Below are 18918 nucleotides of genomic sequence, written 5' to 3'. Positions count from 1 at the left end.
GAATGTATATGGCTATAAATCAAATTACAACACTATGTCTAGCAGTAGCATTATTTTTAATAGGCTCATTTTTAGTTAAAAGGGTTGGATTTTTAAATCGTTTTTGTATTCCGGCACCAGTTGTGGGAGGCTTACTATTTGCTATTTTAGCAACAATTTTAAAGGGTTTTGACATTATTGAAATTACATTAGACACTTCACTACAATCCATTTTCATGATTACATTCTTTACAACCATTGGACTCGGTGCGAGTTTCAAACTTGTTAAGTTAGGCGGTAAATTGTTAATAATCTATTGGTTAGCTTGTGGATTCTTAGCTTTAATGCAAAATGTGATTGGCGTTTCTTTAGCAAAAGTAATGGATCTTCATCCATTAATCGGTGTTATGGCTGGAGCTGTATCCATGGAAGGGGGACATGGTGCGGCTGCTGCTTTTGGAGAAACAATTGAAGGCTTAGGCGTACCTTCTGCCGTTTCGATTGGGATGGCTGCAGCTACATGTGGACTAGTAGCTGGTGGACTAGTTGGCGGTCCTGTTATAGGATACTTAATTCGAAAATTTGACTTAAAGCCATCTTCTGAAGAAACGGAAGCTTATGTTGAAAAATCACAACATCCGATTACAGACAAGTCATTCATGATGCAAGTTTTCTTAATCACTTTCTGTATGGCGGCTGGTACATACGCAGGAGAATGGTTCTCAACTTTAACAGGGTTTGTATTACCTGGTTATGTAGGTGCTATGTTCATAGCGGTAATCGTTCGTAATATTGTTGATCGGTTCAAGCCAGAATTAATCAACATGAAAGAAATCAATTTAATCGGTGATATTTCCCTCGGTATTTTCCTTTCAATGGCATTGATGAGTATAAAACTATGGGAAATTGCAGACTTAGCATTACCGTTATTTATCATTGTTTTGGTACAAGTAATCTTCATCGTATTATTCGCGGTGTTTGTTCTTTTCCGTTTGCTCGGGAAAAACTACGATGCAGCAATTATGGTATCGGGGTTCCTTGGACATGGTCTAGGCGCAACACCTAACGCAATGGCCAATATGTCTGCAGTTGTTTCAAAATTTGGTCCATCACGTAAAGCCTTCCTAATCGTGCCCATCGTAGGAGCTTTCTTAATTGATGTTTTCGGCATGCCAATTATTATTACAACAATTAATCTTTTCAAATAAAATGCAAGGAACCAACAGAAAAAAGAATTCAAAGAGCGCAACCCTTGAACTCCAAGGGTTGCGCTTTTATTGTCCCTGTGTATGAAACATTCGTGTTAGTTCGAACAAACGTGAATGTTTAAACTTTCATGTTTGTTTACTACAAAGGGATATTCTAAAATAAATTAACGAAAATTAAAAGAAAAGTTGAAATAATATTTCAAAAATTTATAATATACATATATTAGATAAAAAAAGGTGGGAGTAGGGGATGTACGTATTAGGGATTGATGGTGGCGGAACAAAGACGACAGCCATGGTTGCAGATAAAAATGGAACCGTTTACATGAAAGCAATAACCAGAGGCAGTAATCTGAATACGATGACACTAAAAGAGTTCGATATTGTGATAAGTGGTTTGCTGCTACAGCTTAACGTACAAAATGACGAAATATACAATCAGATATCCATCTGCTTTGCTGGGATGGCGGGAGTTGGTGAAAGCGGAAGGGATGTTGAAGTTGCTAGCTTGCTAAGGAAATATTTGCCGAAGGACATCCATATAATTATCAAAAATGACGCACTCAATGCTCTATATGCTGGAACATTGGGGGAAGCGGGGATAGTACAAATTGCCGGAACAGGATCGATTACGTTTGGGGTAAATGATGAATCTAAAACGGTGCGTTCGGGTGGATGGGGTTATTTGTTTGATGATGAAGGAAGTGGTTTTTATTTGGGCAATGAAGCGCTTCGTGCCGTTTTTAAAGAATTTGACCAGCGTGGACCAGCGACCTTATTGACAACTGCTTTTTTGGAATACTTTGAAGTGAATTTAGTCCCGGACATCATTGGAAAAGTCTATGGATCGGAGCATCCACGTTCAATCATTGCTCCGCTTTCCCAGCTAGTAGTAGATGCTGCAATGGCCAATGATGAAATTGCGAAAAGCATTATTACTCATGCGTGTACGGAAATGATGTGTTCTATACAGTCGTGTCACGATCAGCTATTCGAAAGAAATCATGCCACAAACATTGTATTGTCAGGTGGTGTATTTACAAACACCAATTTTTTTATAGATTATTTTCATCAATTGGCAAAAGAGAAGCTTCCTAATATTAGGTTTAAACGAGCACTCGTGTCCCCTGTTGGAGGGGCAGTTATTGCTGCTCTACTATCAAAACAGGTCCCGATTAATGATCGAATTTTGAAGCATTTGAACGAAGAAATCTCAAGTTAGGAGCTTGGTTCGTTAGGCTTTATTATAGTCATTTCTATTAAAGAGGAGTGAGAGAATGAAAGATAAAGTGCGTGCGTTTTTACAGCAGGAAATCGACAAACAAGTTACCCCAGGAGCGGTCATCCGGATTAAACATAAGGGGAAAGTCATTTTAGAAGAAGCTATCGGGACCAATAGTTTGGAAGATGACCGCGTAACAATGACCAATAGGCATGTATTCGATATGGCGTCTTTAACAAAAGTGATGGTCACACTTCCAGTCATGCTGCAGCTCCTTGAATCTGGAGATATTCACCTGAATGATAAAGTCACTAATTTTCTACCGGGGTCCGCCAAGAATGGGAAAGAAAGCATAACATTACGGCAGTTGCTGACGCATTCATCTGGACTAATTGCACACCGTCCTTATTTTGAACGGAAACTCACGACACCAGAAGTTTGCGCTGACATTTTGGAGGAGCAACTTTCCTATGCAACTGACACGCAGGTCGTATATAGCGATCTTGGTTATATTTTGCTGATGGCGGTTATTGAAAAAGTGTCTGGACAGCCACTCGAGGAATACTCCAAGCAGCATTTATTCCAGCCACTTGGCATGATGAACACAGGGTACCTGCCAAAATACGAGCGAACTCAGTATGCACCGACTGAGTTTCTTGAACATCTAGGAGGTCATAAATACGGGATTGTCCATGATGATAATACAGAATTTATGGGAGGCATTAGCGGTCATGCTGGGTTGTTCTCTACGATGGAGGATGTCTCCAACTTCACAGACATGTTGGAAAACGATGGAATGTATGAGGGTAAGCAAATATTGCATTCAGAATGGCTTAGGAAATCACGAGAAAACTTCACTTCATTTTCGGATGAGAGCAGAGGTCTAGGCTGGCAACTAAAAGGACGAGGACTCAGTCCAGCTGGGGACTTGATGTCACCCACCACCTATGGCCATACAGGCTATACCGGTACAAGCTTTTATATTGATCCAAAAAGAGAATTGACAGTTACATTATTAACTAATCGTGTGTACTTCGGTCGCCATGACCCAATCATTCGATTACGACCTCGTCTACATAACATCATTGTTACAAATTTAACGAATTAGGAGTGTTGGTATGCATTTAATGATCGTTGGGGCACATTGCGGAGATGGAGAGATTCAAGCTGGTGCAATTGCACACAAATACGCACAAGCAGGTTATAAGGTCACGTTTCTTCATTTAACGGCAGGAGAAAAAGGAGCACCAGACCACTTGGATGTCGAGACCTATCGCAAGCAAAAGATAGAGGAAGCAAACAAGGCAGCAACCATCTTAGGAGGCACGAGCATTACGTTAAATCACAGGGATGCAGAGCTGACTTTCAATGAAGAGCTAGTAAAAGAAGTTGCAACTATTTTCCGAAAAGAAAAACCAGATTTCGTCATAACACATTGGGTGAATAGTATGCATCCGGATCATGCTCTATGTCAGAAAATTGTACAGGATGCATGGTTGAAGGCTTCCTTGCCCGGTTTTGATTTAGGGGGGCTGCCACCACATGGACTCCGACGAGTATTCCATAGTGAAAACTGGGAGGATATGGAGGGGTATGAACCAGATATTTATGTAGATGTCACGGATTCATTTGATGCATACTTGGAAGCTTTGTCCTGTTATTGGTTCATCATGAACTCTACTAGTTTCAGATACTATGACTATTACAAAGCACTTGGTACAACACGTGGATGTTTGGGTAGAACGAAATACGCTCAGACCCTACAAAACTCAAAAGGGCTGCATATTCGCCGTGAAGGGCATATCCCAGGATTCCCTATTATGAAGGAGGTATAAAATGAGCTTGCATAAAAAAGTGGGCAAATTAATGATAGCTGGTTTTAAGGGTATTATAATGTCGGACGAGATAAAACACTTAATTCACGAATATCATATTGGCGGTGTCATACTATTTGGGCGAAACATTGGTACGCCGCAGGAAATATTAGCCCTGACTAAAAGCTTGCAAAGAGAGGCGAAGGCAGCAGGATATAGTTCTCCATTATTAATTTGTATTGATCAGGAAAATGGTGTGGTCCGCAGACTCGGTGAAGGTACGACCATCATCCCGGGAGCCATGCTACTCGGGGCAACTCATAAGCCAAACCATGCGCGCAGTGCTGGTTTTTTGACTGGAAAAGAATTGAAAGCACTTGGCATCAACTGGAACTTGGCTCCTGTCGTTGATGTGAATAATAACCCGGAAAATCCAGTCATTGGTGTACGTTCATTTGGTGAAAATGCGCAGGAAGTGACGGAAATGGCGAAGAACTCAATGCTCGGGATGCAGGCAGCAGGAATTATGACGACTCTGAAACATTTTCCAGGTCATGGAGATACAAGTGTGGACTCCCATTTGGATTTACCTGTGATTGGACATGATTTGAAAAGGTTGCATGAGATTGAGTTGGTACCGTTCAAGGACTGTATCGCAGCTGGAGCAGATGCCATTATGAGTGCTCATGTGTATTTCCCAGCGCTCGAAAAAGAGTCAAACACTCCTGCAACTTTGTCTCGCTCGGTGATTACAGGGCTTCTCCGAGAAGAATTAGGTTTTGATGGCGTTATTACTACAGATTGTATGGAAATGGATGCTATTGCAAAAGGAATTGGTACAGTAAACGGATGTGTCAAGGCGATAGAAGCGGGTGTTGACTTAGTCATGGTATCCCATATCCATTCCTTGCAGGAGGGGTCTATCTTAAAGTTGGTGGAGGCTGTAGAAAATAATAGGATAGTAGAGGAACAAATTGATCAATCAATTAACCGAATTGAACGAATGATATCCCATTACACGTCTTGGGAAGAGATTGAGAGAATACAAGAAGTCGCGAGCTTCGTTGGTTCACAGCTACATCAAGACCAAATGAAGACAATCTATAAGGATGGAATCACATTGGTTAGTAGGGAAGGTAAATCGATTCAAGCGAATGATCGAGTTCTATTAATCTACCCGACAAACGTTTACGCAACTATGGTCGAGGATAAGCGCTATGCAACTCTTGAAATGGCTGAAAAACTAAAGAAAGTTCATTCACAACTTGATGTAATCGAAATGGATCCAGCCCAATATGAAGAAGCGTTGGAAAATGCTATAGACAAAGTGAATAACTACGACCATATCGTAGTGCTTACACTTAATGCAGTACAGAATGGAAATCAGCAGAAGCTCGTTCATCAATTAATCGCTTCTGGGAAGCCAGTGGATGTGGTAGCGATTCGTTCGCCTTTCGATGCCTCCTACTTTCCACAAGCGAACCGAATGATTTGTGCATTTGAGTTCACCCAAACGGCATTTGAAGTAGTAGCGGAGTATTTAGTTGGAAGAATAGAAATTAATGGGAAATTGCCTGTAACATTATTCTAAATGATATTTTTTTTTAGAATATTAAAAAAGTATTGATATTTAATTTCGAAACAACTAAACTATGTGTAAGCGCTTTTATAGAAAGGGAAGATGCTCGTGAAGCCCATGCGTGTTTGTGGATTAATGTCAGGTACATCGCTTGATGGACTCGATATCGCTATTGCTGATTTCTCGTTCGATTCTGACAAGCTAACGTATGAACTAAAGCATTTCGTGACAATGGCATACTCAGAAGAATTGACAGCTCAGCTATTCCAGCTAATGGATCCATTAGCCCCACTTAATCATGTATCTTCGATGAATATGTATTTAGGTGAACTGTATGCAAAGCTCATCAAGGATTCTTTAGTAGATTCAGAGATTGAATACGCATCGATAGATTTGATCAGCTCACATGGACAAACGATTTGGCACGAGCCAATCGCAGTAAGTCATCGGGAGTTTGCAAGGCCCAATACCTTGCAAATTGGTGATATTTCAGCCTTGGCTGAGTATGCAGATAAGCCGGTAATTGGTGATTTCCGAACGCGAGATATGGCAGCTGGAGGGCAGGGTGCTCCACTCGTACCATTTGCAGACCAACTTCTTTTTCAATCTAGTACGAATGGTCGGGTGCTCGTTAATATTGGAGGAATTGCCAATATTACAGTGTTAGCTCCTGCTCAAAGTACGAAACAAGTTCTGGCGTATGATACTGGACCGGGAAACATGATGATTGATTTCTTTGTCTCCAAGTACACTGGTGGTAAGCAAAGCTACGATTCTAACGGAGACTTAGCTAAATCAGGTAACGTCCATTCGGAATGGTTGAATCGGCTGATGAAGAATGATTACTTTTCAATACCTGCACCTAAAAGTACAGGCAGAGAGTTGTTTGGTGCTGCATATGCTGAAAAGCTATGGAACCAAGGAGACGAATATGGCTGTTCAGCAGTAGACAAAATTGCTACGGTCACTATGTTAACTGCTAAATCATTAGCTCTTGAGATTGAACAATACGTGAAGTCCTATGAATTGAAGGAAGTAATTATCAGTGGTGGAGGTGTCCATAACAAGACGCTTTTATCATATTTGACTAAGTTGCTTCCAAATCAAGTCAAAGTGAAAGCATTAGATGAAATTGGTTTCAACAGTGATGCGAAAGAAGCTTTTGTATTTGCATTACTTGGTTATTTAGGATTTCAAAAAGTTCCAAATAATTTACCCTCGACAACAGGAGCAAACAGACAAACAATTTTGGGGAAAATTGCGTGGTAAAATCGACGATTGGGGGAAATGAAAATGAAGAAAGTGTTTAAAAAATCAGCACTTGCACTTGCAACACTAGGTATAGCAGCAGCAGTTTTGGCTGCATGTAGTGGTGATTCTGAAGAGGTCGGCAATGCGGAAGAGTTCAAGGGGAAAATCACAATTTGGGATGGTCCGAGATGGCCCGACAAAGACGACAATAAATTCCACTGGATGGAAGCGAAGATCAAGGAATATGAAGAGGCTAATGAAGGCGTCGAAGTTGAGCTTGTACAAGTTCCTTGGGCAGAAATGGGCGATAAACTAGGCGTAGCAATTGCTGGAAAATCATGGCCGGATATTGCTCCAGTTGATATTAGTGGTAGTGCAGTTAGTATCGAACATATTGAGCAAGGGGTAGTGGAACCACTAGATGCGTTCTTGGATAAGGATGAAAAAGCAGATTTTTATGAAAATGCTTTGGAAGCTTACACATATGATGATAAATTATACGGTATTCCAAACAGTATCACGTTGCACTCGATGTTATTGAACTTAGATTTATTTGAAGAAGCAGGCGTGACTCCTCCTGAAAATGGAAAGTGGACATATGATGAGTTTTTAGATGCTACGAAGAAACTGACGTTTGACCGCGATGGTGACGGAAAGACAGACGTTTACGGGTTCTCTACGTATATTATGCCTGGCTATTATGAAGCTTGGCCATTCTTCTACAAAAATGGAGGATCACCACTTAACGAAGATATGACGGAGTTCACATTTGATTCACCAGAAGCTATTCAAGCAATCCAAGATTTGGCCGATTTAAAGCTGACAGAAAAAGTGGCGCCTGAAACTCATGGTGGCGCAGATGTAGGTGGAACATTCCAAGCGTGGGCCAATGAAGAGCAGCGTACGGTAGCAATGCAACCATGGGCAACATGGGCAATTGGAGCCGCACAGGGAGCATACCCTACTAACTTTGCTGTAGCGGAATATCCAACAGGAGAAAATGAATCTTCATCTACAATCGGTGGTGTTGGTGGATGGATTATGTTCCACCAAGAAGAAGCGAATAAAAAAGCAGCAGTAGCTGACTTCATGAAATTCGTATCAACTGCAGAAGAACAGTATAATATGGCACAAAATTATGGTATTTTCCCTGCACGTATTAGTGCATCTGAAATGGATCCATTCAAAGACAATCCAGAAATGACTCGTGCAATGGAAATGTCTGACCAAGTGGTTATGCTTCCTCGTCATCCAGAGTGGAAAAAAATTGATGAAGCAATTCAAGCACAACTTCAATTAGTATTCAATGGTGAAAAAACAGCTGAAGATGCAATGGCAGATGCGAAAAAAGCTGTGGACGAATTATTAAAATAACCAACATTAAGCAGGCTCTGCATTACGCAAGCCTGCTTCATTTTTAGGAGGTTTCCCAAAATGGCTCAAATTCCGATGGGTACTGTACCCAAAAAAGAAACGGAGAAATTAAAGGTTATAAAAAAAACGAATAAAAGTGTTTTTCAACAAATGAAGAAAAATTATAGCGCCTATCTCTTTTTATTGCCAAAACTAATTTTATTCACTCTATTCATTGCGATTCCAGTGATTTGGGCATTTGTCCTTTCATTTCAGGATCACAAAGTGTTTGGCAGTGAGTTTGCAGGCCTAGATAACTACATAAAAGTTTTTGAGAGTGAAGCATTCCGAATTGCCTTGAAAAATACGTTGTTGTTCACGGTTGTAACAGTACCATTTGGTGTGATTAGTGCACTCGTAATTTCTTCTATGATATTTGCACTTGGAAAGTTTTCACAAAGTCTATTCAGATCGGCTTTCTATTTGCCAACGGTAACTTCGATGGTAATCATCGCGATGGTATGGCGTTGGATGTACAATTATGAGTTTGGATTGTTCAACTATGTACTTGGCTGGTTTGGTATTGAACAGATAAATTGGCTCGGGCAGTCAGGAAGTGCACTTTGGGCATTAATTATCATGCAATGTCTAATTCCGTTCGGTGTAGGAATCATCATGTATCTTGCTTCCATGGGATCGATTTCTCAATCTCTTTACGAAGCAGCTCGAATTGATGGCGCGAGTACCTTCAAGCAATGGCTTCACATTACAATTCCATTATTGAAGCCAACGACGTTATATCTTGTTTTGCTAAGTACGATTGGTTCATTCCAGGTTTTCACCCAGATCATCATGATGACTGGCGGTGGACCGGGAAGTGCAACGGAAACATTGGTTCATTTAATCTATAAGACAGGTTTCCGGGATTTCGAATTTGGACTTGCTGCGGCTCAATCAGTAGTATTGTTTGTTATCATCCTCATCTTCTCGATTATCCAGTTCCGGGTACTTCGACATGATGAGTGATTGGAGGATTGATAATTATGATGAAACAAAAAAATAAATTGAACAAACTAATTATTTTTGTTTTGCTTTCCGTATTTGCAGTGGTTTCTTTACTTCCACTGTATTGGGTTTTCTCCACTTCCCTCCAGCTAAGCAGTTATCAATCGGAGGATATGGAACGTCCTGTTTCATATGTGGATGCCAATCCACCGAAAATGTATCCAATGGGAATACCTCTCTATTTTGAGCACTGGGGAGAGGCAAGAGAAGCAGCAAAAGAGGGGGACTCTAAACAAGAGGCTTACCACCGCGGGATGATGGATCATATTGTTGATAATACATTTTCTAGCTACAAAAGCTTGTTCCAAAAGCATGATGTTGGGAAATGGTTTTTCAATAGCGTATACATTTCAGTCGTCGTGACACTCGGTATTTTACTGATCGATTCAATGGCGGGCTATGTACTGGCAAAGAAGAAATTCCCTGGTCGAAACCTGATTTTCTGGATTATTATTTCAACGATGATGATCCCAGGGCAAGTAACACTTGTTCCTTTGTTCATTATGGTTGGGAACTTAGGTTTAATGGATACTCATTGGGCTTTAATTTTGCCTGATTTATCTATGGTATTTGGAGTGTTCTTGATGAGACAGTTCATGTTTTCCATTCCAGATGAGCTTCTAGAAGCAGCCAAAATGGATGGTGCGAGTGAATGGAAGACGTTTTGGACAGTGGTTCTACCCCTAGCTAAACCAGGACTTGCAGCACTTGGAATCTTCACATTCATGAGTGTATGGAACTCTTTCCTATGGCCGATTATCGTCTTAAATAGCGCAGAATTGTACACGTTACCAGTAGGATTAAAAACATTGCAGGATGCAAATCTAGCAAGCTTCAAGTTATTGATGAGTGGTGCTGCAGTTGCTGCGATTCCAATGATTATTGTATTTATCCTATTCCAACGTTACTTTATTAAAGGTTTGACTTTTGGTGGTGTGAAGGAATAATGATACGCAAAGTGAAACTTGGTATCGACGTTTTCATGGAAAGTCATGTGCAGGAACTTAAGGGAAAGCGTATCGGACTACTCACCAATCAAACGGGGGCAAATGCCGAGCTCGTCTCGACAATACGATTGTTTCATGAGCATCCACAAATCCAACTTACAGCACTCTATGCACCGGAGCATGGCCTAAAGACAAACACTAAAGAAGGCGAAAGGTTTTCAGACACTGTTCACAGTATGACAGGGGTACCTGTGTTTAGCTTATATGGAAAATCGAAAAAACCAACTGATGCCATGCTAGAGCCTGTTGACGTAATAGTATTTGATATGCAGGATATTGGCTCACGTTATTATACGTATATTTACACAATGGCTTATATGATGGAAGCCTGTGCTCGTACAGGTAAGAGAATGTATATTCTAGATCGCCCGAATCCAATTGGTGGGCATATCGTAGAGGGGAACTTGGTCGATGCAAATTTCACTTCTTTTGTAGGGATGTACCCAATCCCAAATCGCCACGGCATGACGGTAGGCGAATTGTCACTTTATTTTAATGAAGTGTTTGCTATTCATTGTGATTTGACGGTTATACAGATGGTAGGTTGGAACAGAAATTCATTTTTTCATGAGACAGGATTACCTTGGATACCACCATCTCCGAATACCACGAGTTTGGACATGATGTTATTGTATCCAGGTACTTGTTTAATAGAAGGAACGAACTTATCGGAAGGACGGGGAACGACACAGCCCTTCGAAATAGTAGGTGCCCCGTTTATACAAGGGGAGCAATTGCAGGATAAAGCCAATTCGATGGGTCTTGGAAACGTTCGAGCACGGGCAATTTCTTTCACGCCTACATACCAGAAATTTGCAGGTGAACCCTGTGAAGGAATACAGCTGCATATTACCGACCGACAATCATTCCAACCAATACAAACTTTTGTACGGATTTTGGCAGTCATTGCAAAATTGTATCCTAAGGAGCTGAAGTTTTTGGAATATGGCAGTTTAAAGCATCCTATGTTTGATCTGCTTGCTGGAAACGCACAGCTCAGAAATGAATTGGTTGTAGGGGAGATAGAGGAATATCTCGAGCAATGTAATCTCGATACAGGCGACTTTATAAAAATGAGGCAACCATACTTACTATATAGATAGGAAGGCTGAGCGATGGAAAAGTTATCAAGGTTAGCAACAGAAGAGTCAAATCCAAAATCAACAAGACTTGATGAAATGACCACAAATGAAGTTTTGAGTATTATGAATGAAGAAGACCAAACCATTGCGTTGGCAGTTAAAAAAGTGATTCCACAAATTGAAGAGACAGTAGAAAAAGTCGTAAATGCTTTTAAAAGTGGAGGGCGACTTATATATGTAGGGGCCGGAACGAGTGGACGCATTGGTGTTTTGGATGCAGTAGAATGCCCACCAACGTTCAGTACTTCGCATGAGCAGGTGCAAGCGGTTTTGGCAGGTGGAAAAGGAGCTATGTTCAACGCGGTAGAAGGTGCTGAAGACGATGAGCAGCTTGGCGCAACTGATTTGGAGAAGCTTATTATCACTGAGAATGACGTCATTATTGGTATTGCTGCAAGTGGTCGTACTCCTTATGTGAAAGGTGCACTTATCCATGCAAATTCTTGCAGTGCAACGACAGTCAGCCTTTCCAGTAATGAGCACTCCACCATAAGCAACTTTGCAGATATTAAAATTGAGGTTGTGACAGGTCCGGAGGTATTGACTGGTTCTACAAGATTACGTGCGGCTACCGCCCATAAAATGATTCTTAACATGATTTCTACTACTGCGATGATTAAAATCGGAAAAGTATATAAAAACTTGATGGTAGATCTGAATGCTAGTAATTTTAAATTGCGAGAACGTGCGAAACAAATGGTATGTAATATTACCGATGTATCATACGAACAAGCTGAATCTGTGCTGGAAGAAACCGATTATGATGTAAAACTTGCTATCGTCATGATAATTGCAGAGGTCAAAAAAGAAAAAGCAGAGACACTGATCTTAAATTCAAAAGGCTTTGTAAGAGATGCAGTGAAACTAGCTTTTAATGAAGAAGGGTGATGGACAATGACAATGTATCGCACATTTAAAAATGGGGATGAAGTAGGAATAATTGAGTTATGGAATGACGTACTAAAACATGATCCAATCAATCAAACACGATTCCGCAAACAAATAATGCTCGATGCTAACTTCGACCCGAAGGGGTTAATTGTTGCAGTCCGTGACGAAAAGATAATAGGTGCCATCTTAGCTATTACAAGAAAGCTCCCTATGGAAGGAACGAATCTGGAATCCGATACAGGCTGGATCACCTTCTTTATGGTAGATTCAAGTGTAGAAAGAGAAGGCATAGGTCATGGGTTAATGGAACGTGCTTCGGCTTATATCCAAGAGCAAGGTGCTAAAAAAATGTTCTTTTCTTCCTATGCACCAAACTACTTTCTACCTGGTATTGATGAATCGCGTTATCCTTCGGGTTTTGCTTTTTTGCAAAAGGAAGGTTTCCAACGTGTGTATTCACCTGTAGCAATGCATCGAGCTCTAATCGATTATGTGTATCCAGACATTGTTCAAGCACTAAAACGAGAACGTGAATTAGAAGGCTACACTTTTGGATGTGTCCAAGATGGAGACTTTTATGACTTAATCCAGTTTGCTAATACTCAGTTTAATCCTGATTGGGGCAGGGCAATCCGTGAAGGGGTATTGCAGGGGCTTGATCCATCGCAAATTTTGGTAGCAAAGAAGTATAATCAAGTAGTAGGATTTGCACTCTTTGGAGGTTATGAAGGTATTCGTGAACGTTTTGGACCTTTCGGAGTGGCTAACACGGAACAAGGAAAAGGATTGGGGAAAATCCTGTTACATGAAACGCTACATGCCATGAAGCAAAATAGCATACAAGGTGCTTGGTTTTTATGGACAAGTGAATCAAGTTCAGCTGGGCATTTATATATGAAAAATGGGTTTAAAACTTTTAGAACATTCCACGTTATGGCAAAAGAATTGACAAATTAGTGTGAGCTTTGGATGATAGGGAAAAATTAGTAAGCAAGTGAAGAAGGGTTGATGGACATGGCAGTATCAAATGGTGGTTTAGTATTGTTAAACGAAATGAGGCAATTGCTTCCTCCGTCAGAGCAAAAGATTGCAGATTTTATATTGGCCGATCCCGAGCAAATTGTCACGATGACCATTTCGGAGCTAGGTGAAATGAGTCAGACTAGTGGGGCAGCGGTTACAAGACTATGCAAATCTTTAAAGCTCAAGGGCTTCCAAGAATTGAAACTCCGTATCAATGGAGATATTGGACGTAAAATGGAACTTACGAACCGTGATATTCAGCCTAACGAACCCGTTTCGACAACCATTCAAAAAGTGACGGAACACGCTGTACAAACCTTGTTAGAAACGGGGGAATTATTGGATAGCGAACAGCTTGAAAAGGCAGTTGAAGCCATTGACAACGCAAAGAATATTCATTTTTTCGGTGTAGGTGCCTCTAGTATAGCAGCAATCGATGCACAACAAAAGTTCTTGCGTATTCATAAAGCATCCACTGCAAGCACGGATTTACATATGAGTGCAACCATTGTAGCGAATGCGGGGGCTGACGATGTGGTTGTAGGAATTTCCTTTTCGGGTGCTACCTTTGAGGTCGAGAAAGTCTTGGAGCTTGCAAATGAAAAAGGAGCTACAACAATCAGTCTGACCAAATTTGGACAGTCTCCCATTTCACAAATTTCGAAAATCCAGTTATATACTTCGCCAACGCGTGAGGCAAACTTTCGAAGCGGTGCGACATCATCAAGATTGGCTCAGCTACACGTTATGGATATTCTGTTCATGTCAGTTGCTTCTAAACAATTTGAAACGACCATCACTTATCTGGACGCTACACGAGAGGCGATTGAAGATATTCAAAATCAAATCTTTAGAAAAAAGAGGAAATAAGGGCTGGACTGAAGTGAATTCTAGAATCACGTATTGATAAAAAAACAAACGCCGACAGGATTACTCCAAGAGCGTTTGTTTTTTTATGTTACTCATCTTTGATAAATAGCAATTGCACGAACATCCAAAAGCACTAATAGATGCTCAGAATTCAAGTGTATTCGACTTATGCAATTCTATTCAAAAGAAGGATTTATATAATATTTTATAGAATTGTAAAGTAGTTATTTGCAAAAATAGATGCCGAGAAGATGGTTCAATGAATAATAGTCAATTGAATTTTGTATTTTAATGAAAAGGGGCTGTTGAGGTTGGTAGATTATAAAGTTAAAACATATGAAGAAGCAATAAAAGTAATTGAGGAGCTCGGATTACTTCCTCTTGCTTCCATAATACCTGAATATCCTTCGTTGAATAGCTTAACTTTACAAGAGAATTGGCATTCTGATACAGAATTTGACCCTTGGTTATGGAGGACCAAGTTTTCTTCTGACGGTGTAGCTGGATATGGGAAATTTATTAAGAAAAAATCGATACTAGTATCTCGTCAGCTGCTTCCATATGTAAAAAAGGTTTTGGGATCCAATGAATTAGTTGAAGAACGTTATTTTAGTGGAAGTATTTCACGGGAAGCAAATAGTATATATAAAATTATTAGGCAAGAGGAAGGCATAGATACGAGGGCATTAAGGGCAAAAGCAGGGATGAAGGAGAAAGAGAAGAAGAAGCTATTTGAAAATGCATTATTAGATTTACAGGGATCAATGGATATTGTCATTTCAGGTATACAAGAAAAAAAGAATATAGATGGAGAAAAGAATGGTTGGAGTAGTACAGCATTTGAGACGTATGATTCTTGGATAAGTAAAAATAAAATAACAAATATTGACTTGAGCAGAGAAGATGCAAAAAAATATCTCCTAGCTCACTTTTCGAATGTATGTAGTAAGGAATCTTTAACTAGACTTGAGAAAATCTTTGGATAGTAAAAATGTAATTAGAGTACTCCTTCTATAAAGAAGAGTACTCTAAAAGTGATTATTTTATAAACGCCACAGCACGAACAGGTGAAGCTGTCGCATTTTTTAGATTGAGTGGCAATGCCATGAAAGTAAAGCGTTCATTTATTCCCTGTGTAAGAAACAATCATGTTAGTTTGAACAAACGTGAATGTTTGAACTTTCGTGTTTGTTTGCTACACAGGGAGCAGCTCAAAGAAGAGTACTCTAAAAGTGATTATTTTATAAATGCCACAGCACGAACAGGTGAAGCTGTTGCATTTTTTAGATTGAGTGGTAATGCCATGAAAGTAAAGTGTTCATTTAATGGAAGCTGATGTAAATTAACTAAGTTTTCTACTATATAAATAGGGACGCTTAGTAGCTTTAGATGTACTTCGCGCATCATATTGTCGTGAACGTCGATATTTGCTAAATCTAATCCAATACATTTTACTTGTTTTTCTACGAGCCAATCACCAGCACAAGGAGCAAAGGCATGTTCTTCATAAAAAGAGCCTTCTCCCCATGCAAGCTTACGAGTGCGTGTGAGGACAATATCGTTAGGCTGAACAGTAATGCCTTGACGTTTTTCAGCTTCCTCCAACATTTCACGTGTTACAGCTTGAAAAGGATCTTTAAAATCGGAGACGTCTAATAGCACAGCATCCCCGTGGGTTTTAGAGAGGTCCATTTCAGCAGTAGATTCACCATCACGCATAAAATGTAGCGGGGCATCGATATGTGTACCACTATGATCGGACATTTTTAGCATGCGAGACTCAAAGCCTTCACAGGGAGCTACATAGCGATGACCGGAATTTTCAAAAGTCGATTCCTCGGCAATAGCGATAGGTGGATGTGATGTATAAGAACGAAGTCCGTCATAAATTTCTAAAGATAAATCAATAAGTTTCATGTAAATTCCTCCTTACATTTTAATAACGACTTTACCTGTAGCTTTATTTAACGCACTTTCAAAGCCGTCTAAACATTCCGTAAATGGTACTGTTTGTGCAATTAGTTTTTGGAAAGGGTAACGGGCATCTGCTGCAAGCGATAATACGGCTTCATAATTTGATTGGGTAATGCCATAGCTCCCTTTTATACTAATTTCCCCACGAACGATTTGATCCATCGGGACAGAAAAACTAGCAGGATTAATACCGACTAAGATGAGTTCACCGCCTCGTTTTAAGAGGCGAAGTGCTGTATTTGGAATAGTCGGATGACCAGAACAGTCGATAATAGCGTCAAAACCTTTAAACTGTTCATGCGGTATATCCTCTGCATTTGCATAAACCTGGGAAACGCCAATGTCTTTGGCAAGCTGTAGCCGATCTTTATCAACAGTAGTGCCTAACATCATCACTTGTGGATTACCAGACCCTACTAAAATAGCTGCTGCGCCTAAGCCAATCGGTCCTGGACCAACTACTAGAATCGACTTTTTCGCAAAGTTTTCTATTTTCAGCACAGCTGTATAGCTAACGGCTAACGCCTCTGAGATTGCGGCAACTTCATCCGTTACTTCATCGGGGATTGGGATTAAATTTTTATTGTCCACAACCATGTATTCCGCCATTCCGCCCGGTTCGCGAAAGCCATAACGTAAAGCTTCAGTTGGTGTTTTTATATATTTATAATCATCGAAATCACAGCGATTACTATCACCTGCAAGGCAGAATTCACATTCGCCACAGCTTTTATAGGGGTTAATGACCATACGCTGTGGAGGGATTTCACCTTCAGCCGCTGCAACTACTTTACCAGTCACTTCATGTCCTAACACAAGAGGATAGGTAACCCAATCATAGCCCCCATGTCCATCATACATATGCAAATCACTGCCACATATGCCCACAGCATTTACTTTCAATAAGCTTTGATGTGGTTCTAAAGCAGGTATTTCGTATGTTTCAAGTTTTACATCCTTTTGAGCTGCTGTATTTTTCACTAGCGCTTCGTAAAGCATTTATTTATCCACCTCTTTATACTGAGCTGACACAGCTCTAATAATATTTAATAGAACATCATCTTTTTTGGCCAGATATTGTTGTGTATCGATTTTGGACCAATCATAAAAACCTTCATTTGTCTTCATGCCGAATCGTTTGTTTTCTATAAGTTGTTCATGAATGGATAATGGTTCGCTACTATTTTCAAGCGTAGGATAAACGTATTTCACAATAGCCATATGTGTATCGAGCCCATTAATATCTCTCTGTTCAAGAGGACCGGTATTGGCTAGTCGAATACCTAAACTCCATTTAGCGATGAAATCAAGTTCTTCTGCTGAGACAATACCATTTTGAACTAGTGACATTGCCTCTCGTGAAAGTGAACTTTGAAGACGGTTTGCCACAAACCCTTGAATTTCTTTTTTTAGTAGTACAGGTTTTTTATCAATAGATCGTAGAAATGTCATAGTTTTTTGAATATGATGAGCATCCGTGAAAGCACTTGGCACAACTTCTACTAAAGGAGTGATATGTGCTGGTGAAAAGAAATGCGTGCCAATTATTCGTTCCTTATTCTGCACCTTTTCTGCAATAGAACTAATTAGATAGCTAGATGTGTTTGTGCAAAAGGTAGTGGAAGAAGGGAAGTAATCTTCTATGCTTTCGAATAGCTGTTGCTTTGCTTGTAAATTTTCTGTAATTGCCTCGATAATAAAATCTACTTCTTTACATTCTTCTATTGTTTCTAAAAAGTGTACTTCTTGAAAACTTTCATCTTTCATTAATTCCAGACGACGTGCTGTAAAACCTTCATATAATGATACTTTGACATGAGCATCCAAAAAGTATTGAGCCAGTGATGCTCCCATAAAGCCACCACCAATTATGCATACATGCTTCAAAAGACACATCTCCTTAATCATTAAAAATAGCTTGGATACCTACCGCATAAATGCAGATAGTTCGAGTATCCTGTAATATTTCATCGGTTGAACCTAATTGTATAGCGTTTGTTTTGTGAATATCAATGCCTTTTGGATATTGATCGCAAATGTTAATTGCGTATAAAAGTAGTTCCTTTAAGTGACGAGAAACGACCCCGTCACGAAGGGAGGTAGTACGTAAATTGCTATACTTTAATAATGTATCTGGTGCATAATCTACTAAATACGCTATCCATTTTGGAAGCTGTTCAAATTCTGATTGATAGTAGCTTACACACGCTTCTTGTGTGGAAAAAGCAGATATGTTTTGAGGTTCTTTAATAGATTCAGCTATTCCTGTTAGTTCAATTGCTTTAGAAATAGCCTCGATACCTGATAACCAAGTCGGGATTCCACGAGAAATAATAGCAGCAGAAATTAGTTCAGCAATTTCATTGACCGTATTACCAGCCTCAATAGCTACTTCTGTAAAGTGAAGCATAGCCTGTTCCTCGCGACGAGCAGCAAATAAACCGACTAATAGTAAAGCCTTATCCTTTTTAGATAGATGAGAATCCCTAAGTAAAGAGTGCATAACGAAACCTCCATTTAAATGAAAAGAGCCGATGTTA

At 39.9% G+C, this 18918-nt stretch carries 18 protein-coding genes; 14 read left to right on the top strand and 4 right to left on the bottom strand.

The window, feature by feature from the left end:
* Positions 1-2 precede the first annotated feature (2 nt).
* From gltS to ACN6MX_RS16685, 14 genes are all read left to right on the top strand, one after another.
* The gene (gltS, locus tag ACN6MX_RS16750) at positions 3-1187 is read left to right on the top strand and encodes a sodium/glutamate symporter (protein WP_419959966.1); all 1185 of its coding nucleotides are present in this window, start codon (positions 3-5) and stop codon (positions 1185-1187) included.
* A gap of 250 nt (positions 1188-1437) precedes the next feature.
* Positions 1438-2409, top strand: coding sequence for a BadF/BadG/BcrA/BcrD ATPase family protein (locus tag ACN6MX_RS16745; protein ID WP_419959965.1), 972 nt, complete (start codon positions 1438-1440; stop codon positions 2407-2409).
* Positions 2410-2464: 55 nt separating this feature from the next.
* On the top strand, positions 2465-3517 hold the full coding sequence (locus ACN6MX_RS16740; protein ID WP_419959964.1) for a serine hydrolase domain-containing protein: 1053 nt from the start codon (positions 2465-2467) through the stop codon (positions 3515-3517).
* Positions 3518-3527: 10 nt separating this feature from the next.
* Positions 3528-4244: a PIG-L deacetylase family protein gene (locus tag ACN6MX_RS16735; protein WP_419959963.1), complete on the top strand. Its 717-nt coding sequence runs from the start codon at positions 3528-3530 to the stop codon at positions 4242-4244.
* Between the two features lies 1 nt (position 4245).
* Positions 4246-5814, top strand: a complete 1569-nt coding sequence (nagZ, locus tag ACN6MX_RS16730) for a beta-N-acetylhexosaminidase (protein ID WP_419959962.1) — start codon at positions 4246-4248, stop codon at positions 5812-5814.
* 105 nt (positions 5815-5919) lie between these two features.
* A complete protein-coding gene (locus tag ACN6MX_RS16725; protein ID WP_419962652.1) occupies positions 5920-7071 on the top strand; it encodes an anhydro-N-acetylmuramic acid kinase in 1152 nt (383 codons plus the stop codon).
* Between the two features lie 24 nt (positions 7072-7095).
* Positions 7096-8427, top strand: a complete 1332-nt coding sequence (locus tag ACN6MX_RS16720; RefSeq protein ID WP_419959961.1) for an extracellular solute-binding protein — start codon at positions 7096-7098, stop codon at positions 8425-8427.
* A gap of 60 nt (positions 8428-8487) precedes the next feature.
* Positions 8488-9432 (top strand): carbohydrate ABC transporter permease, encoded by a 945-nt coding sequence (locus ACN6MX_RS16715; RefSeq protein ID WP_419959960.1) that lies wholly within the window; start codon positions 8488-8490, stop codon positions 9430-9432.
* A gap of 17 nt (positions 9433-9449) precedes the next feature.
* Positions 9450-10418, top strand: coding sequence for a carbohydrate ABC transporter permease (locus ACN6MX_RS16710; protein ID WP_419959959.1), 969 nt, complete (start codon positions 9450-9452; stop codon positions 10416-10418).
* Positions 10418-11581: an exo-beta-N-acetylmuramidase NamZ domain-containing protein gene (locus tag ACN6MX_RS16705; protein WP_419959958.1), complete on the top strand. Its 1164-nt coding sequence runs from the start codon at positions 10418-10420 to the stop codon at positions 11579-11581. Before ACN6MX_RS16710 ends, ACN6MX_RS16705 begins: the two co-directional genes overlap by 1 nt.
* A gap of 12 nt (positions 11582-11593) precedes the next feature.
* Positions 11594-12508: an N-acetylmuramic acid 6-phosphate etherase gene (gene murQ / locus ACN6MX_RS16700; protein ID WP_419959957.1), complete on the top strand. Its 915-nt coding sequence runs from the start codon at positions 11594-11596 to the stop codon at positions 12506-12508.
* A 6-nt stretch (positions 12509-12514) separates the two neighbouring features.
* Positions 12515-13468 (top strand): GNAT family N-acetyltransferase, encoded by a 954-nt coding sequence (locus ACN6MX_RS16695; protein WP_419959956.1) that lies wholly within the window; start codon positions 12515-12517, stop codon positions 13466-13468.
* Positions 13469-13525: 57 nt separating this feature from the next.
* Positions 13526-14404 (top strand): MurR/RpiR family transcriptional regulator, encoded by an 879-nt coding sequence (locus ACN6MX_RS16690; protein WP_419959955.1) that lies wholly within the window; start codon positions 13526-13528, stop codon positions 14402-14404.
* Between the two features lie 311 nt (positions 14405-14715).
* Positions 14716-15390 carry an AlkZ-related protein gene (locus ACN6MX_RS16685; protein WP_419959954.1) on the top strand — a complete coding sequence of 225 codons (675 nt, stop codon included), beginning with the start codon at positions 14716-14718 and terminating at the stop codon, positions 15388-15390.
* A gap of 250 nt (positions 15391-15640) precedes the next feature.
* On the opposite strand, the gene ACN6MX_RS16680 is transcribed toward ACN6MX_RS16685, so the two are convergent.
* The 4 genes from ACN6MX_RS16680 to ACN6MX_RS16665 are packed head-to-tail and all read right to left on the bottom strand — an operon-like array spanning position 15641 to position 18881.
* Positions 15641-16321 carry a cyclase family protein gene (locus ACN6MX_RS16680; RefSeq protein WP_419959953.1) on the bottom strand — a complete coding sequence of 227 codons (681 nt, stop codon included), beginning with the start codon at positions 16319-16321 and terminating at the stop codon, positions 15641-15643.
* Between the two features lie 12 nt (positions 16322-16333).
* Positions 16334-17377 (bottom strand): zinc-dependent alcohol dehydrogenase, encoded by a 1044-nt coding sequence (locus tag ACN6MX_RS16675; protein WP_419959952.1) that lies wholly within the window; start codon positions 17375-17377, stop codon positions 16334-16336.
* Positions 17378-18265 carry a 3-hydroxyacyl-CoA dehydrogenase NAD-binding domain-containing protein gene (locus ACN6MX_RS16670; protein WP_419959951.1) on the bottom strand — a complete coding sequence of 296 codons (888 nt, stop codon included), beginning with the start codon at positions 18263-18265 and terminating at the stop codon, positions 17378-17380.
* Positions 18266-18278: 13 nt separating this feature from the next.
* A complete protein-coding gene (locus ACN6MX_RS16665) occupies positions 18279-18881 on the bottom strand; it encodes a carboxymuconolactone decarboxylase family protein (RefSeq protein ID WP_419959950.1) in 603 nt (200 codons plus the stop codon).
* Between the last annotated feature and the right edge of the window lie 37 nt (positions 18882-18918).

Origin of the sequence: Psychrobacillus sp. BM2 (assembly GCF_048572895.1) — a bacterium.
Taxonomy (GTDB): Bacteria; Bacillota; Bacilli; order Bacillales_A; family Planococcaceae; genus Psychrobacillus.
The sequence above is the reverse complement of the archived record's forward strand: the minus strand, read 5'-3'. Positions and strand labels throughout refer to the sequence as shown.

Coding starts and splice junctions, on each gene's coding strand:
- nagZ (WP_419959962.1), top strand. CDS start 4,246: ATGAGCTTGCATAAAAAAGTGGGCAAATTAATGATAGCTGGTTTTAAG.
- ACN6MX_RS16705 (WP_419959958.1), top strand. CDS start 10,418: ATGATACGCAAAGTGAAACTTGGTATCGACGTTTTCATGGAAAGTCAT.
- ACN6MX_RS16715 (WP_419959960.1), top strand. CDS start 8,488: ATGGCTCAAATTCCGATGGGTACTGTACCCAAAAAAGAAACGGAGAAA.
- ACN6MX_RS16690 (WP_419959955.1), top strand. CDS start 13,526: ATGGCAGTATCAAATGGTGGTTTAGTATTGTTAAACGAAATGAGGCAA.
- gltS (WP_419959966.1), top strand. CDS start 3: ATGTATATGGCTATAAATCAAATTACAACACTATGTCTAGCAGTAGCA.
- ACN6MX_RS16695 (WP_419959956.1), top strand. CDS start 12,515: ATGACAATGTATCGCACATTTAAAAATGGGGATGAAGTAGGAATAATT.
- ACN6MX_RS16710 (WP_419959959.1), top strand. CDS start 9,450: ATGATGAAACAAAAAAATAAATTGAACAAACTAATTATTTTTGTTTTG.
- ACN6MX_RS16665 (WP_419959950.1), bottom strand. CDS start 18,881: ATGCACTCTTTACTTAGGGATTCTCATCTATCTAAAAAGGATAAGGCT.
- ACN6MX_RS16745 (WP_419959965.1), top strand. CDS start 1,438: ATGTACGTATTAGGGATTGATGGTGGCGGAACAAAGACGACAGCCATG.
- murQ (WP_419959957.1), top strand. CDS start 11,594: ATGGAAAAGTTATCAAGGTTAGCAACAGAAGAGTCAAATCCAAAATCA.
- ACN6MX_RS16725 (WP_419962652.1), top strand. CDS start 5,920: ATGCGTGTTTGTGGATTAATGTCAGGTACATCGCTTGATGGACTCGAT.
- ACN6MX_RS16680 (WP_419959953.1), bottom strand. CDS start 16,321: ATGAAACTTATTGATTTATCTTTAGAAATTTATGACGGACTTCGTTCT.
- ACN6MX_RS16720 (WP_419959961.1), top strand. CDS start 7,096: ATGAAGAAAGTGTTTAAAAAATCAGCACTTGCACTTGCAACACTAGGT.
- ACN6MX_RS16675 (WP_419959952.1), bottom strand. CDS start 17,377: ATGCTTTACGAAGCGCTAGTGAAAAATACAGCAGCTCAAAAGGATGTA.
- ACN6MX_RS16740 (WP_419959964.1), top strand. CDS start 2,465: ATGAAAGATAAAGTGCGTGCGTTTTTACAGCAGGAAATCGACAAACAA.
- ACN6MX_RS16735 (WP_419959963.1), top strand. CDS start 3,528: ATGCATTTAATGATCGTTGGGGCACATTGCGGAGATGGAGAGATTCAA.